This window comes from Paludibacterium denitrificans (assembly GCF_009707705.1).
Lineage (GTDB): Bacteria > Pseudomonadota > Gammaproteobacteria > Burkholderiales > Chromobacteriaceae > Paludibacterium_A > Paludibacterium_A denitrificans.
On sequence record NZ_WLYX01000001.1, the window covers coordinates 914,903 to 930,955 of the forward strand.

The 16,053-nt window shown below is 56.3% G+C and carries 8 protein-coding genes, 1 tRNA gene and 8 pseudogenes; 6 read left to right on the top strand and 11 right to left on the bottom strand.

Going from position 1 to position 16,053, the window contains the following annotated elements; genetic code table 11:
- Position 1: 1 nt before the first annotated feature.
- The 10 genes and pseudogenes from nuoG to tpiA all read right to left on the bottom strand — a co-directional run bounded on the left by nuoG (position 2) and on the right by tpiA (position 8,181).
- A pseudogene (gene nuoG / locus GKE73_RS24590) lies at positions 2-2,355 on the bottom strand (NADH-quinone oxidoreductase subunit NuoG).
- 39 nt (positions 2,356-2,394) lie between these two features.
- Positions 2,395-3,689, bottom strand: a pseudogene (gene nuoF / locus GKE73_RS06180) (NADH-quinone oxidoreductase subunit NuoF).
- Positions 3,689-4,189, bottom strand: a complete 501-nt coding sequence (gene nuoE, locus GKE73_RS06185) for an NADH-quinone oxidoreductase subunit NuoE (protein ID WP_230369450.1) — start codon at positions 4,187-4,189, stop codon at positions 3,689-3,691. Before nuoE ends, nuoF begins: the two are co-directional and overlap by 1 nt.
- Positions 4,189-5,441 (bottom strand): annotated as a pseudogene (locus tag GKE73_RS06190) (NADH-quinone oxidoreductase subunit D). Before GKE73_RS06190 ends, nuoE begins: the two are co-directional and overlap by 1 nt.
- Positions 5,434-6,017 (bottom strand): annotated as a pseudogene (locus GKE73_RS06195) (NADH-quinone oxidoreductase subunit C). The pseudogenes GKE73_RS06190 and GKE73_RS06195 overlap by 8 nt, the downstream one beginning before the upstream one ends.
- 26 nt (positions 6,018-6,043) lie before the next feature.
- Positions 6,044-6,521, bottom strand: a pseudogene (locus GKE73_RS06200) (NuoB/complex I 20 kDa subunit family protein).
- Complete coding sequence (locus tag GKE73_RS06205; protein WP_230369451.1) at positions 6,512-6,868, bottom strand: NADH-quinone oxidoreductase subunit A; 357 nt, start codon at positions 6,866-6,868, stop codon at positions 6,512-6,514. Before GKE73_RS06205 ends, GKE73_RS06200 begins: the two are co-directional and overlap by 10 nt.
- Positions 6,869-6,959: 91 nt before the next feature.
- A tRNA-Leu gene (locus tag GKE73_RS06210) sits at positions 6,960-7,045 on the bottom strand.
- Positions 7,046-7,061: 16 nt separating this feature from the next.
- Positions 7,062-7,412 carry a preprotein translocase subunit SecG gene (gene secG, locus GKE73_RS06215; RefSeq protein ID WP_230369452.1) on the bottom strand — a complete coding sequence of 117 codons (351 nt, stop codon included), beginning with the start codon at positions 7,410-7,412 and terminating at the stop codon, positions 7,062-7,064.
- Between the two features lies 1 nt (position 7,413).
- Positions 7,414-8,181 (bottom strand): triose-phosphate isomerase, encoded by a 768-nt coding sequence (tpiA, locus tag GKE73_RS06220; protein ID WP_280954785.1) that lies wholly within the window; start codon positions 8,179-8,181, stop codon positions 7,414-7,416.
- A 137-nt stretch (positions 8,182-8,318) separates the two neighbouring features.
- Between tpiA and pstS the strand changes: the two are divergent.
- The 6 genes and pseudogenes from pstS (at position 8,319) to GKE73_RS06250 (ending at position 13,840) form a co-directional block, all read left to right on the top strand.
- Positions 8,319-9,227: pseudogene (gene pstS, locus GKE73_RS06225) on the top strand (phosphate ABC transporter substrate-binding protein PstS).
- 251 nt (positions 9,228-9,478) lie between these two features.
- Positions 9,479-10,442 (top strand): annotated as a pseudogene (gene pstC / locus GKE73_RS06230) (phosphate ABC transporter permease subunit PstC).
- Positions 10,443-10,522: 80 nt separating this feature from the next.
- Positions 10,523-11,373: pseudogene (gene pstA / locus GKE73_RS06235) on the top strand (phosphate ABC transporter permease PstA).
- Positions 11,374-11,386: 13 nt separating this feature from the next.
- Positions 11,387-12,151 carry a phosphate ABC transporter ATP-binding protein PstB gene (gene pstB / locus GKE73_RS06240; protein WP_230369453.1) on the top strand — a complete coding sequence of 255 codons (765 nt, stop codon included), beginning with the start codon at positions 11,387-11,389 and terminating at the stop codon, positions 12,149-12,151.
- A 160-nt stretch (positions 12,152-12,311) separates the two neighbouring features.
- Positions 12,312-12,524 carry a hypothetical protein gene (locus GKE73_RS06245; RefSeq protein WP_230369454.1) on the top strand — a complete coding sequence of 71 codons (213 nt, stop codon included), beginning with the start codon at positions 12,312-12,314 and terminating at the stop codon, positions 12,522-12,524.
- Entirely contained in the window at positions 12,494-13,840 is a 1,347-nt protein-coding gene (locus GKE73_RS06250; RefSeq protein WP_230369455.1) for an inorganic phosphate transporter, read from the top strand. The genes GKE73_RS06245 and GKE73_RS06250 overlap by 31 nt, the downstream gene beginning before the upstream one ends.
- Before the next feature lie 66 nt (positions 13,841-13,906).
- On the opposite strand, the gene recG is transcribed toward GKE73_RS06250, so the two are convergent.
- Positions 13,907-15,955 carry an ATP-dependent DNA helicase RecG gene (gene recG, locus GKE73_RS06255; protein ID WP_230369456.1) on the bottom strand — a complete coding sequence of 683 codons (2,049 nt, stop codon included), beginning with the start codon at positions 15,953-15,955 and terminating at the stop codon, positions 13,907-13,909.
- Positions 15,956-16,053 lie beyond the last annotated feature (98 nt).

Below are 16,053 nucleotides of genomic sequence, written 5' to 3' on the forward strand. Positions count from 1 at the left end.
TTTACCCCTGCTTGATTTCGATAGGATCGAACATGCCGCCCAAGGCTACCGTGGTCGGATGAGCCGTTGCCGGGCGAACAACGCCATCCGGCAACGCATCATCGGCATCAATCGCCACGCGAATCTCGGCTTGACCACGGCGTACCAGTACGGTACTGCCTGCGCTGAGGCCCAGAGCAGCAAGCTGTTTGCCGGACACGGAGGCGACCGGAACCGCTGCGGCCTGCGTTTGCTGCAGCGAAACCGCACGACGGCACAAGGCATCGGCCTGATACAACGGCACCTCACCAATACGCACCAGACCAGACTGGCTGACAGGGTTGGCCGAAACCCGGGAGAGCTGATTGTTCAGTGCATCTGCAACCGCGCCCTTCGCCAACAGTTCGGCACGAACTTCTTCCGCACTGTTGTAATCGAAACCATCCAGATTCAGCATGTTGCCGAGAACGCGCAGTACCTTCCAAGCCGGGCGGGTTTCACCCAGCGGACGAACCACACCGTTGAACGATTGCAGCGTGCCTTCCATATTGACGAACGAACCGGCCGTTTCAGAGAAAGGTGCAATCGGCAGCAGTACGTCGGCGTAATCCAGCAAACCATCGGCCTTGAATGCGGTCAGAGCGATTACCGTTTCGGCCTGTTTCATGGCAGCCACGGCGGCGTGCGGGTTGTAGCTGTCAAATTCCACTTCGGTATTCAGCAGCACATATGCTTTGCGCGGCGCCGCCACCATTGCAGCTGCATTCAGACCGGCCTCGACGGAGGCACCCATGGCGCCACGCTGCGGCAGCACACCGGCCAGTTCGGCACCGACGCTGTTTGCTGCTTCGGCCAACAGCCCGAAGCGCGCGCCGGTGAGGCGGGCAATTTCCTGAGCCAACGACCATAGTTGGCCGAAAGCCGGATGGTGTTGGGCAACGTTGCCCAGTACCAATGCAGCGACTTCGGCAGCACACAAGCTATCAGCAATGCGTTGCGCGTCGGCAGATACCTCAACAGCTGCCAGATCCAGACTGGTTTCGCCAGCCTTGGCAGCCACCACGGCTTTCAACACTTGCGACAGTGCATTCACCAGCGCAGTAAGACGACACGATCAGCTTGCCGTGTACGGTGGTCAACAACTCATCGTCTGCCACATGCACGATATTGAGCTGTGCGCCCTTCTTCACGGCCTGACGCAGACGGGACGCCAGCAACGGTTGCTCCTGACGCAAAGTACTACCAATAACCAGCATGGCATTGGCAGCGGCCAGTTCAACGATACTGGAACCAAGCCATTGCACGCCTTGCTGTGCCGCATCACTGGAGAAATCGCTACGGCGCAGACGGTAGTCGATGTTGTTCACACCAAAGCTACGCGCCAGTTTCTGTGCCGGTACAGTTCTTCGGTGGTGGAATGCGGACTGGCCAGCACACCGATGGCATCCTTGCCATGCTCGGCAGAGACGCCGTTCAGACCTTTCACCACATATTTCAGTGCGGTTTCCCAATCAGCTTCATGCCACTGATTGTCGTACTTGATCATCGGACGAGTCAGACGCTCGGTCGAGTTCAAGCCTTCATAAGAGAAGCGGTCACGGTCGGCCAACCAGCATTCATTAATGCTTTCGTTTTCCAAAGGCAAAACGCGCATGACCTGATTGTTTTTCACCTGAACGATCAGATTGGAACCCAATCCATCGTGCGGGCTAACCGATTTACGGCGCGACAGTTCCCATGCACGGGTGGAGTAACGGAACGGCTTGGAGGTCAACGCACCGACCGGGCACAAGTCGATCACGTTACCGGAGATTTCCGAGTTCACGGTCTTGCCAAGATACGGCATGATTTCCGAGAACTCGCCACGGTTTGCCATGCCGATTTCCCGGAAGCCACCGATTTCCTCGGTAAAACGCACGCAACGGGTACAGTGGATGCAACGGGACATTTCTTCCGCCGAAACCAGCGGCCCCATGTCCTTGCCCACTACCGAGCGTTTTTCTTCCTGATAACGTGAAGTGGAGTTACCGTAGCCCACTGCCAGATCCTGCAACTGACACTCGCCACCCTGATCGCAGATCGGGCAATCCAGCGGGTGATTGATCAGCAGGAATTCCATGACACCGTGCTGGGCCTTCTTGGCCATGTCAGAGTGCGTATGCACCTTCATGCCGTCAGTAACCGGCGTGGCACAGGCCGGTAACGGTTTCGGTGCTTTTTCCACTTCAACCAGACACATCCGGCAGTTGGCCGCGATGGACAGTTTCTTGTGATAGCAAAAATGAGGAATATACGTTCCCACCGAGTGGGCAGCTTCCATCACGGTGCTGCCCGGGGAACGGTCAGTTTCTTACCATCGATTTCGATTTCAAGCATAGCTGTTCGCTACCTGAGTAAGGCGACCCTGAGGCCAGATCAACACCATTTGTGCTCAACCATGCACTTCTTGTGTTCGATGTGGTACTCGAACTCATGACGGAAGTGCTTGGTAAAGCTACGAACCGGGAATACTGCAGCGTCAGCCAGCGCGCAGATCGTGCGGCCAGCCATGTTATTGCCGACAGAAGCCAGCAATTCCAGATCATCCGGACGCCCCGGGCCATTTTCGATACGGTGTACGACACGGTACAGCCAGCCGGTACCTTCACGGCACGGCGTGCACTGACCGCAGGACTCTTCATGGTAGAAGTAGGACAGTCGCTCCAAGGCCTTGACCATGCACACGTCCTCATTCATGACGATGACGGCGCCCGACCCCAGCATTGGTAAGCTTTGGAAATGCAGTCATAGTCCATGGTGAGATCCATCATGATTTCACCCGGCAGGATCGGCGACGACGAACCACCGAGGAATCACCGCCTTGAGCTTTTTACCATCCTTGACACCGCTTACCATTTCCAGCAACGCGGCAAAAGGCGTACCCAACGGAATCTCGTAGTTACCCGGACGGTTCACGTGCCCAGAGATCGAGAACAGCTTGGTACCGCCATTGTTCGGCTTGCCAGCTTCGAGGAACTTCTGTGCGCCATCACGCATGATGAACGGCACCGAAGCAAAGGATTCCGTGTTGTTGATGGTGGTCGGCTTGCCATACAAGCCGAAGCTGGCCGGGAACGGCGGTTTGAAACGCGGCTGCCCCTTCTTCCCTTCCAGCGATTCCAGCAACGCGGTTTCTTCACCGCAGATATAGGCGCCGTAACCGTGGTGGGCATGCAGCTCGAACGAGAAATCGGTACCGAGAATACTCTGACCGAGGAAACCCGCCTGACGGGCCTCTTCCAGCGCAGCCTCAAAACGTTCGTACGCTTCGAACACTTCACCGTGGATATAGTTGTAGCCGACTTTGGTACCCATGGCGTAACCGGCGATGATCATCCCTTCGATCAACGCATGCGGGTTAAAACGCAGGATATCGCGATCCTTGAAGGTACCCGGTTCGCCTTCATCGGTATTACAAACGACATATTTATCGCCCGGGAACGAGCGCGGCATGAAGCTCCACTTCAAGCCGGTCGGAAAGCCAGCGCCACCACGACCACGCAAGCCGGAGTTCTTCACTTCGGCAATAACGTCTTCCGGGCCATCTTGCTTTCGACAATACGACGCAGGGCCTGATAGCCGCCACGGGCGACATAGGCATCAAGATGCCAGCAGTCGGCATCCGAGGTATCTACGCCGTCAAATATCACACCATTGACGAAAACTGCCATTATTCGAACTCCGCCAGTTTTTTATCAATAGCTTCAGGAGTCATGAAGCTGCACATTTTGTGGTTATTAACCAGCAAGACAGGCGCATCACCACAGGCTCCCATGCACTCGCCTTCCAGCAGCGTAAATTTGCCGTCAGCCGTAGTCTCACCCAAACCGATACCCAGCTTCTGCGACAGGTACTCGGCGGCATTCACACCACCACGCAAGGCACAGGGCAGGTTAGTACAAACAGTGATCTTGTACTTGCCTACCGGCTTCATGTCATACATGTTGTAGAACGTGGCTACTTCGTAGGCCGCTACCGGCGGAATTTGCAGGTAATTGGCCACAAATTCGATTACTTCGGCATTCAGACAGCGCTGCTCGGGAGTTTCCCCGGTCTGGCGGCGCTCTTCCAGAGCGATCCGCAAGGCAGACATCACGGCCGAACGCTTCTGATCGGCAGGATACTTGGTCAGCTCACGGTCAATTTTTGCAAGCGATTCTGCGGTCAGCATCAGCGGTCAATCTCCCCAAACACGATATCCTGCGTACCAATGATGGCGACAACGTCGGCAATCATGTGGCCGCGGGCCATCTCATCCAGCGCAGCCAAGTGCGCATAGCCCGGCGCGCGAATCTTCAGGCGGTACGGTTTATTGGCGCCGTCTGATACCAGATAAATACCGAACTCACCCTTCGGATGTTCAACCGCGGCATAAGCTTCGCCTTCCGGCACATGCATACCTTCGGTAAACAGCTTGAAGTGGTGAATCAGGTCTTCCATGTTGGACTTCATGCCCTCACGGGACGGCGGTGCCACCTTGTGATTGTCGGTGATGACCGGCCCCGGATTGGCCTTCAACCATTTCACGCATTGCTGAATGATGCGGTTGGACTGGCGCATTTCTTCGATACGCACCAGATAACGGTCATAACAGTCACCGTTCACGCCGACCGGGATGTCAAAGTCCATACGATCATAAACGTCGTACGGCTGTTTCTTGCGCAAATCCCAAGCTACGCCGGAACCACGCAACATGGCACCCGTCATACCCAGATTGAGAGCTCGCTCGGCCGACACCACGCCAATACCAACCGTACGCTGTTTCCAGATGCGGTTATCGGTCAGCAGGGTTTCATACTCGTCCACGTAACCCGGGAAGCGGTTGGTGAAGTCTTCGATGAAATCCAGCATGCTACCCGGCGGTTTTCATTCAGCCGCGCCAGTTCCTTGGCGTTCTTGATCTTGGATACCGTGTACTGCGGCATGCTGTCCGGCAGATCACGATAAACACCACCCGGACGGAAATAAGCGGCATGCATACGAGCACCGGACACGGCTTCGTAGCAGTCCATCAGGTCTTCCCGTTCGCGGAAGGCGTACAGGAACACCGTCATGGCACCAATATCCAACGCGTGAGCTCCAATCCACAACAAGTGGTTGAGGATACGGGTGATCTCGGCAAACATCACACGAATGTACTGGGCGCGTTCCGGCACTTCGATGCCCAGCAGTTTTTCGATAGCCAGACAGTAAGCGTGCTCGTTGCACATCATGGATACGTAATCGAGACGATCCATGTAAGGCAACGATTGAATGAACGTCTTGCTTTCGGCCAACTTCTCGGTGCCTCGATGCAACAAGCCGATATGCGGATCGGCACGCTGAATCACTTCACCATCGAGCTCCAGCACCAAGCGCAGCACACCGTGTGCGGCCGGGTGTTGCGGACCGAAGTTAAGAGTGTAATTGCGGATCTCAGCCACCGTAGTTCTCCTCGCGAATGATGCGCGGGGTGATCTCACGCGGCTCGATAGTCACCGGCTGATAGATCACACGCTGCTGGGTCGGGTCATAACGCATTTCCACATGACCGGAAAGCGGGAAATCCTTGCGGAACGGATGGCCGACAAAACCGTAGTCGGTCAGGATGCGACGCAGGTCCGGGTGGCCTTCGAACACGATGCCATACAGGTCAAACGCTTCGCGCTCAAACCAGTTCGCGGCATTCCAGATCGGCTCAACCGACGGCACAACCGGGAAATCGTCATCACTGGCAAACGTGCGCAAGCGCAGACGCCAGTTATGCTTGACAGACAACAGGTGATAAACGACGGCAAAGCGTGCGCCGTCCCAAGCCGCATCGCGATACGTGCTGTAGTCCATACCGCACAGATCAATGCACTGTTCAAAGGACAAATCGGCGTGGTCACGCAGTTGCTCGGCCACTTCCAGCAGATCTGCTTAAACTTGCAAACAATAGTCAGCTCATCAAGGGCGAGTGTGCTTTGGACGACTTTACTGCCCAGCACCTGCTCGACGGTCGACTTGAGCGCTTCCATTTTTTGGGAGGCCATGAGTTCTTACCTTAGCGGGCGATTGTATAGGTGCGTTTGATTTTGTTCTGAAGCTGGATGATGCCGTACAACAAGGCCTCAGCCGTCGGGGGACAGCCAGGGGACATAGACATCGACCGGAACGATCCGGTCACAACCCCGAACAACGGAATACGAATAATGGTAATACCCGCCACCATTGGCACAGGAGCCCATGGAGATCACCCAGCGCGGCTCGGCCATCTGGTCATAAACCTTGCGCAAGGCGGGGGCCATCTTGTTGCACAGCGTACCGGCAACAATCATCAGGTCAGACTGGCGAGGGCTAGGACGGAAGACGATACCGAATCGGTCAAGATCGTAACGGGCGGCACCTGCATGCATCATCTCGACGGCACAACAGGCCAGACCGAACGTCATCGGCCACAGCGAACCGGTACGGGTATAGTTGATGAGCTTGTCAGCCGTTGTGGTAACGAAGCCCTTTTCCAGAATTCCTTCTACTCCCATTCCAGAGCCCCCTTCTTCCACATGTAGACAAAGCCGAGCGTCAACACGGCCAAGAACTCCACCATGACACCGAAACCATACATACCCAACTCTTTCAGCACCACGGCCCACGGAAACAGGAAGGCAATTTCCGGGTCGAACAGAATGAAGAGAATGGCAATCAGATAGTAACGGACGTCAAATTTCATGCGCGCATCTTCGAAAGCCTCGAAGCCGCACTCATAAGGAGAGAGTTTTTCAGGGTCGGGACGATTGGGCGCAAGCAGCCTACCCAACAAGATGGGACCAACACCAACCAGGACCCCGACAATGACAAACAACAAAATGGGAAAATAATTTTCCAGCATTTCCCGCACACCCCCAAAAAAAGGAGGTTTTACCCTCCTAGGCTCCAAATAAAACAGGCCACCGGATTCCCGGTGGCCTGTTTTTGAATGGTGGTGCCGACAGTGAGACTCGAACTCACACAGCCTACGGCCACTACCCCCTCAAGATAGCGTGTCTACCAATTTCACCATGTCGGCACTATCAAGCTGTTTATTACTCCGGAATCGTAGAACGCGGACCCGAAGCACTTTCACTAGGCTTTCCGCCCGGGATTTGCGGAGCAACCTGTTCAACCTTGCCACCCATAACGCCCAGATCGTTTTTTCCGCCGCCAGACAGATAAACCAGAGCGAGACTCGTGGAGAAGAATACAACCGCCGCAATCGCAGTGGTTCTACTCAAGAAATTCGCGGAACCAGACGCACCGAACAAGCTACCGGCAGATCCACCGCCGAAAGCCGCCCCCATGTCCGCACCCTTACCGTGCTGCATCAACACCAGCACAATAATTGACAAAGCAGAAAGGAGATTTACAATCCAGATAAGCGTCTTAATGAGTTCCATACTATATCATTTTTCCTGCGGCCCGGCAAATCAGCCCGAATGTTCCGGCGTCCAGAGATGCCCCACCCACAAGGGCTCCGTCGACATTTTCTGTCTTTAAAATTGACTCGGCATTCTCTGCCTTAACACTGCCGCCGTAGAGGACGCGAATATTATCGGAGCACCCGTTGTTTTGCAAGCACCATTTTTTGATCTCACAATGAATTTCAGCGATTTGCGGCAAGGAAGCGACGCGTCCGGTACCAATGGCCCAGACCGGTTCATAGGCAATCACCACGCGCGAGACATCCAGCCCACTCAAAACCGACAACTGGGAGAAAATCACTTGCAAATATATACCGGACTCTCGTTCGGCCAACGTTTCGCCGACACACAGCACCGGGGTGAGCCCAGCGGCTAGAGCATGCTGCAACTTTTGCAGCAACAACTGATTATCTTCGGCAAAGTACTGGCGGCGCTCGGAATGGCCAATCAACACATACTGGCAACCCACATCTGCCAGCATAGCGGCTGAAATCTCTCCGGTGTAGGCACCATCTTGCGCAAAACCGCTGACGTCCTGAGCCGCCAGCTTGATGGCACTACCTTGCAGGCGCGCCTGCCCTTGCGACAGATAGACCGCAGGCATTGCCACGGCAACCCACGGCTGGTTGGTTTCCGGATTGGCAACCGGGGCATCCAGCAATGCCGTCGCGCTAGCTTGCCGGGTATTCATCTTCCAGTTTCCAATGACGAGTTTGCTTAAGCCATGGAGGTTCTCCTTAATCAAAGTCCGGGCGATTATAGCCAGCCGTTTGCCAAGTTAAAACACCACCCAGACGGTTTCGACGACTTGTAATATTTCTGAAAACTACCCGCGGTACGATGCGCCAACTAAAACAGTACCTTATTCACTCAGGAGCAAGCATGAAACAGTCTACTCGTCTGGCTGCATCGTTTTTTCTGACCGGTGCATTCTTTGCAGGTACTGCAGCCGCGGCCGATATTACCGGCGCTGGCGCCACCTTCCCGTATCCGTTGTACGCCAAGTGGGCGGCTGCATATAAGGCAACCTCCGGTAACAGCATGAACTATCAGTCGATCGGCTCTGGTGGTGGTATCAAGCAAATCCAGTCCAAGACGGTTGACTTCGGTGCTTCTGACATGCCGCTGAAACCGGAAGATTTGTCCAAGTCCGACCTGACCCAGTTCCCGACCGTTCTGGGTGGCGTAGTACCGGTGCTCAACGTTCCGGGTATCGCTGCTTAACCGGTGAAATTTACCGGCCAATTGTTGTCCGACATTTTCATGGGCAAAGTCACCAAATGGAATGACGCAGCGATTGCCAAGCTGAACCCGGGCGTAAAACTGCCGGATCAGAAGATTACCGTGGTTCGCCGTTCCGATGGTTCCGGTACCACTTTCATCTTCACCAATTACTTGTCCAAAGTGTCGCCGGAATGGTCGAGCAAAGTGGGCGCCAATACTTCGGTCAACTGGAAGACCGGTGTGGGCGGCAAGGGTAACGAAGGTGTTGCCAACTACGTTACCCGCATCAAGGGTGCCATCGGTTACGTGGAATATGCGTACGCCAAGCAAAACCACCTGACTTACGGCCAACTGAAGAACCGTGCAGGTAACTTCGTCGCTCCGAATGATAAAAGCTTCCGTGCTGCAGCGGCCAACGCCGACTGGAAAAAGGCTCCGAACTTCTATCTGATCCTGACTGAACAGCCGGGCAAGGATAGCTGGCCGATTTCCGGTGCCACGTTCATCCTGATGCACAAGAAACAGGACAAGCTTAAGACAGGGCACCGAAGTTCTCAAGTTCTTTGACTGGGCATACAAGAATGGCGACAAGACTGCACTGGGCCTTGACTACATTCCGATGCCGGACAGCGTGAAAAACACCATTCGCGGCAGCTGGAAGCAGATCACCGATGCCAGCGGCAAAGCCGTGTGGAAATAAATCGCCACTCTGACTACCGGCTGGCAAAATGGACAACCTGAGCCTACCAGTAAGCTAGGCAAACAGGCCGGGGCTCGCTCCCCGGCTTTTTGTCTGATAAAGAGAAGATCGAACCGCAATGGAAAAATTCAACAATAATCAGCAGCTTCAGCGCCAGCTACTGGTGGACAACCTGTTCCGGTTGTTGACCCGCAGCTTTGCCTTTCTGGTACTGGCCTTGCTGGTGGGAATTCTGATCTCACTGGTGATTGGCGCCATGCCCAGCATCAAGGCATTTGGCTGGAGCTTCTTCTTCACGAGTGACTGGGACCCGGTTTCGGCCAAGTTTGGTGCCGTTGTACCGATTTTCGGAACGTTGGCGACTTCCTTCATCGCTTTGCTGATTGGTGTACCGGTCAGCTTTGGGGTTGCCCTGTTTTTGACCGAGCTGTGCCCGGTATGGCTAAAACGCCCGCTTGGCATCGCGGTAGAATTGCTGGCGGGGATTCCCTCCATCATTTACGGCATGTGGGGTTTGTTTGTCTTTGCTCCGCTGTTTGCTGATCATGTGCAGCCGATGCTGATCGATAATCTGGGCGAGTTGCCGCTGATCGGTTTCCTGTTTCAGGGCGCGCCGATGGGCATTGGCATTTTCACCGCTTAAGCCTGATCCCGGCCATCATGGTGATTCCGTTTATCGCATCGGTGATGCGCGATGTGTTCGAAGTGGTTCCCACCATGCTGAAAGAATCGGCCTATGGTTTGGGCTCCACCACCGGGAAGTGGTTCGTTACGTGGTATTGCCGTACACCAAGACCGGTGTGGTCGGCGGGATCATGCTGGGGCTGGGCCGTGCCTTGGGCGAAACCATGGCCGTGACGTTCGTGATCGGTAACTCTTCCCATTTTGCAACCGGCTTGTTTGAGCCGGGCAACTCGATTGCGTCTTCGCTGGCCAACGAATTTGCCGAAGCCAGTGGCGAACTGTATATGTCGTCGCTGATTCAGCTAGGTCTTATCCTGTTCTTTATCACCTTTGTGGTTCTTGCCTGCTCCAAACTGCTGCTGCTGCGTTTGAAGAAGCAAGAAGGCAAGGCATCTTGAGCACAAGGGTAACCCAAATGAGCCATACCTCTATGACGGAGTCGCTACCGCTACGCGACTCCACCGGGAACAGTCTGACCATGAATAACGCCATTTATCGCCGACGTCGCTTCGTCAATGCCTTCAACATGGGCGCCTCCATGCTGGCCATGTTATTCGGGCTGTTCTGGCTGTTCTGGATTCTGATCACACTGCTACAGCACGGACTGGGCGGCCTGAATCTGGCTGTGTTTACCAGCAGTACACCGCCGCCGGGCGCACAGGGCGGTCTGGCCAACGCCATTTATGGCAGCCTGCTGATGACGTTGTTTGGCACCCTGATCGGGACTCCTATCGGGATTCTTGCTTAAGCGTCTATCTGGCGGAGTTTGGTGAACGCGGCTGGCTGGCCCCGGCGACCCGCTTTATCAATGACATTCTGCTGTCGGCTCCGTCCATCGTGATCGGCCTGTTCATCTACGAAGTGTACGTAGTCAGCGTGGGGCACTTTTCCGGCTGGGCCGGTTCGGTGGCTTTGGCGCTGTTGGTGATTCCGGTGGTGGTACGGACCACCGAGAACATGCTGCGACTGGTACCGAACAGCCTGCGTGAAGCGGCCGTGGCACTGGGTACGCCGCAGTGGAAAGTGATCATGTATGTGACGCTGCGCTCGGCCAAGGCCGGGGTACTGACTGGTATTTTGCTGGCGGTGGCCCGCATTTCCGGCGAAACCGCCCCGCTGCTGTTTACCGCACTGAACAACCAGTTTTTCAACAGCAACATGAACCAGCCGATGGCCAACCTGCCTATCGTGATCTTCCAGTTTGCCATGAGCCCATACGAGGACTGGCATACCCCGGCTTGGGCAGGTTCGCTGCTGATTACCTTCAGTGTACTGGCGTTGAACATTGTTGCCCGCTGGATGGGCAGCCAGAAAAACCAATCGCATTAAGGCTTGACGTATCATGACTGAAACTAACAGCAAGCTGCAGGTCAAGAACCTCAACTTCTACTACGGCAATTTCCATGCAATCAAGAACGTCAATCTGGACATTGCTCCGCGCAAGGTAACCGCGTTCATCGGCCCGTCTGGCTGCGGTAAATCCACGCTGCTGCGCACGTTCAACCGCATGTTCGAACTGTATCCGGGCATGCGTGCCGAAGGCGACATTCTGCTGGATGGCCGCAACATTCTGGCGCGCGACATCGACATCAACCTGCTGCGCGCCAAGGTCGGCATGGTGTTCCAGAAGCCGACGCCGTTCCCGATGTCGATCTACGACAACATCACCTTTGGCGTGAAACTGTACGAGAAGCTCTCCAAAGCAGAGATGGACGACCGGGTGGAATGGGCGCTGCGCAAGGCCGCGCTGTGGGATGAAGTGAAGGACAAGCTCAAGCAATCGGGCAATTCCCTCTCCGGCGGCCAGCAACAACGTCTGTGTATTGCCCGTGCGGTAGCCGCCCGGCCGGAAGTTCTGCTGCTGGACGAACCGACATCGGCGCTTGACCCGATTTCCACCGCCCACATCGAAGAGCTGATTCACGAGCTGAAAGAGGACTACACCATTGCCATCGTGACGCACAACATGCAGCAGGCAGCACGTGTGTCGGACTACACGGCCTATATGTATCTGGGTGAGTTGATCGAATTTGGCGAAACCGACACGATCTTCACCACGCCGAAGAAAAAGGCCACCGAAGACTACATCACCGGTAAATTCGGCTAAATTTGCCGACGTTACCCCAGCCCCTGTCTGGCTTGTAGCTTAGGGGGCTTTGTGTTGCCTGCGGATCAGATTATGACAATGCCCAAGCCGTAGAGCGGCGTCATCGTCAAACAGTTGCGCGATCGCGTAACCGCCAATGCCACATCCTGCAGCAAGTTTGATGATTCAGCTTGACGATTGGCGTGCTGGCACCAACAATCCGGGCTTCCTCAACAAATCTGTCACAACCATGCTGGATCTTTTCTCAGGGCTTGATACCCATGTTGCCATCACCCTGATCCTGTCACTGGGCTTTGTCCGGCTTTCGAATTCATCAATGGTTTTCACGACACCGCCAATGCCGTGGCCACCGTCATCTATACCCAATCGATGAAACCGCGCCTGGCGGTGTTTGCGTCCGGGATTTTCAACTGTCTGGGCGTCGTTTCTGGCGGCCTCGCGGTGGCTTATGCCATCGTGCACCTGTTACCGGTGGATTTGCTGGTTTCGGTCAACACCGCGCGCGGCCTGGCCATGGTCTTCGCACTCTTGGCGGCGGCCATCATCTGGAATCTGGGCACGTGGTATTTTGGCTTGCCAGCGTCCAGCTCACACACCCTGATCGGAGCGATTCTGGGGGTGGGTGTCGCCAACAGCCTGATCAATGGTACGTCCATGTCGTATGGCATCAACTGGAGCAAGGCGATTGATGTGGGTGCCTCGCTGCTGTGTTCGCCGCTGGTGGGGGCGATTCTGGCTGGCTTGATCATCTGGTTGCTGCGTCGCTACCGCCCGATGAGCAACATCCACAAAACGCCATTTCAACGACAACAGGTTGAAGGGCGTAAACACCCGCCGTTCTGGACCCGTTTCATGCTGATCGTATCGGCCATGGGGGTCAGCTTCTCGCATGGTTCCAACGACGGGCAAAAAGGCGTGGGGCTGATCATGCTGGTCTTGATTGGTATTGTTCCGGCCAAGTTTGTGCTCAATCTGGAAAGTTCGCCTTATCAGCTGGAGCGTACGCGTGATGCGGCCATTCACCTGCAGCAATTTTATAACCGCCATCAGGCTGATCTGCAGAAGATCATTCTGCCGCCGTCGGCTAGTGCAAGCCATTACGAGTGCCGCCCGCTGGATACCGATGCCACCGCCAGTAGGCTGCTGGCAACCTTGAGCGATGCCAATGATTATCACCAGTTAAGCGCCACCCAACGCTGGGATGTGCGTACCCAGTTGCTGTGCCTGGATGACGCTGCCAAACGGGCTGGCAAGCTGCCGCATTTGACCGGTGCGGACAAGTTGCATCTGGAAAACCTGCGCAAGGATCTGACGGTTACCACCGAATATGCGCCCACTTGGGTGATTCTGTCGGTAGCACTGGCCTTGGGCGTAGGCACCATGATCGGCTGGCGCCGGGTGGTCAAGACCGTCGGCGAAGGTATCGGCAAGAAAGACATGACCTATGCGCAAGGGGTATCGGCGCAAATCACGGCCTCGGTGTCGATCGGGCTGGCCAGCCAGTTTGGCTTCCCAGTATCCACCACGCAGGTGCTGTCCAGTGCGGTAGCGGGCTGTATGGTGGCCGATAAAGCCGGGCTGCAATGGGCGACCATCCGCGCCATTCTGCTGGCGTGGCTGTTTACCTTGCCGGTGTCCATGCTGCTCTCCGGCGGCATGTATTATCTGGCGTCCTACTGGATTCACTGAGCCGGACAACGGCACACAAAAAAGCCACCATGCTTTAGGCATGGTGGCTTTTTTTATCTGCGGGACTCAGGCCTTGAGAAAGTGCTCACGCCCGGCCAGCCAGCGGTCCAGATGCGCTTCCACCGCTTTCGGCCAACGTTCCAGCAGATGCGGCGCCCACTCCTTGGCGGCTTCCAGCAGTTCGATATCTTCTTCCAGATTGGCAAAACGCAGCATCGGCACCCCGCTTTGCCGCGCGCCGAGAAATTCCCCCGGACCACGGATCAGCAAGTCCTGCCGGGCGATTTCGAAGCCATCGGTATTCTCGTAGATCACCTTGAGGCGGGCCTTGGCCAACTCCGACAGCGGCGTTTCGAACAACAGCACGCACACGCTCTTGGCACTGCCACGCCCAACGCGCCCGCGCAGCTGATGCAACTGCGCCAGCCCCATTCGCTCTGCATGTTCGATCACCATCAGGCTGGCGTTGGGAACATCCACCCCCACCTCGATCACCGTGGTCGCCACCAGCACTTGTAACTCGTTGCGGGCGAAAGCGGCCATCACGGCGGCTTTTTCATCCGGTTTCATGCGGCCATGCACCAGCCCAACGCCCCATTCGGCCAACTCCTCGCTCAACTGCGCATGGGTATCGACTGCCGTCTGCAGCTGCAAGGTTTCCGATTCTTCAATCAGCGGACACACCCAGTACGCCTGTTGCCCTTGCCGACAGGTCTTGTTGACGTAGGCCACAATCTCCTCGCGGCGGCCACTGTTGATCAGTTTGGTCACGATGGGCGTGCGGCCGGGAGGCAACTCATCAATCACGGACACGTCCAGATCGGCATAAAAGCTCATCGCCAGCGTGCGGGGAATCGGCGTGGCCGACATCATCAGTTGGTGAGGCTCGGCCCCCTTGTCCTTGAGCGCCAAGCGCTGGCCCACGCCAAAGCGATGCTGTTCGTCGACGATGACCAGCCCGAGGCGGGCAAACTGCACGTCATCCTGAAACAGCGCGTGCGTACCGACCGCCAAATGCGTGGCACCACTGGCCATGGCTTCCAGCGCGGCGCTTTTCTGTTTCTTGCGCAGGCTACCTGACAGCCAGCTGACCGTCAGGCCCAGTGGCTGTAGCCAGCTGGCCAGCTTGAGGTAATGCTGCTCGGCCAGAATCTCGGTCGGCGCCATCAGAGCAACCTGAAAGCCCGCTTCAATCGCGGCCAGTGCGCTCATCGCCGCGACGATGGTTTTGCCGCTGCCCACGTCGCCCTGCAATAGCCGGTGCATGGGATGCGGCTGCGCCAGATCGGCAATAATTTCAGCCAGCACCTTGTGCTGGGCGGCCGTCAGGGCAAATGGCAGGTTGGCCGAAAGCTGGCTGCGCCAGCGGCCATCGCCCTGAATCACCGACGCCCGCCCCTGCCGCCTAGCTCGATAGGCCAAGCGCATCGACAGCTGTTGCGCCAGCAGCTCGTCAAATTTCAGCCGCTGCCAGGCTGGTAATGTCGGGTCGGTCAGCTGACTGATAGAGTAATCCGGCGTGGGGGCATGCAGCAGGCGCACCGACTCGGCAAACGACGCCAGTCGCAACGGCTGCACCAGTTCCGGCGGCAGCGTTTCCGCCAGTGACAGGTGCTTGAGTTCACCATGGATCAAGCGGCGCAGCACCGGCTGGGTCAGGCCGTTAACGGTGGGATAAATCGGCGTCAGGCTATCGGCCAGCGGGTCGCCCGGTAGCACCTCACGGGTCTTCGGGTGCACCATCTCATCGCCGTGAAAGCCGCGCCGCACCTCGCCCAAAGCGCGCACCCGCTTGCCTTGGACAAACTGTTTGAGCTGGCTGGGATAGAAATGGATGAAACGCAACACCAGCGTGCCGCTGGCGTCTTCGATCTGCACCACCAATTGTTTGCGCGGCTTGAACTGTACCTCGTGCGCGATGACCTCGCCTTCCACCAGCACCGGTTTGCCATAAGGCGCGTTGGCGATGGGAAACAGGTGCGTTTCGTCTTCGTAACGCAGCGGCAAATGCAGGATCAGGTCGAAACGGCGGCGGATACCGAGTTTTTCCAGCTTTTTGGCCGTGGCAGGAGCCACCGTCAGTGGCTGGTTGGCAGGATCATGGTCGAGGCTCATAGCCTGCCGATTGTACCCAAAAAGACGGGGAGGACGAATCTGGCGATTGCATCACTCCCCCAATGTTGCGGTGTTCATGACGACACCGCGCCTCATGG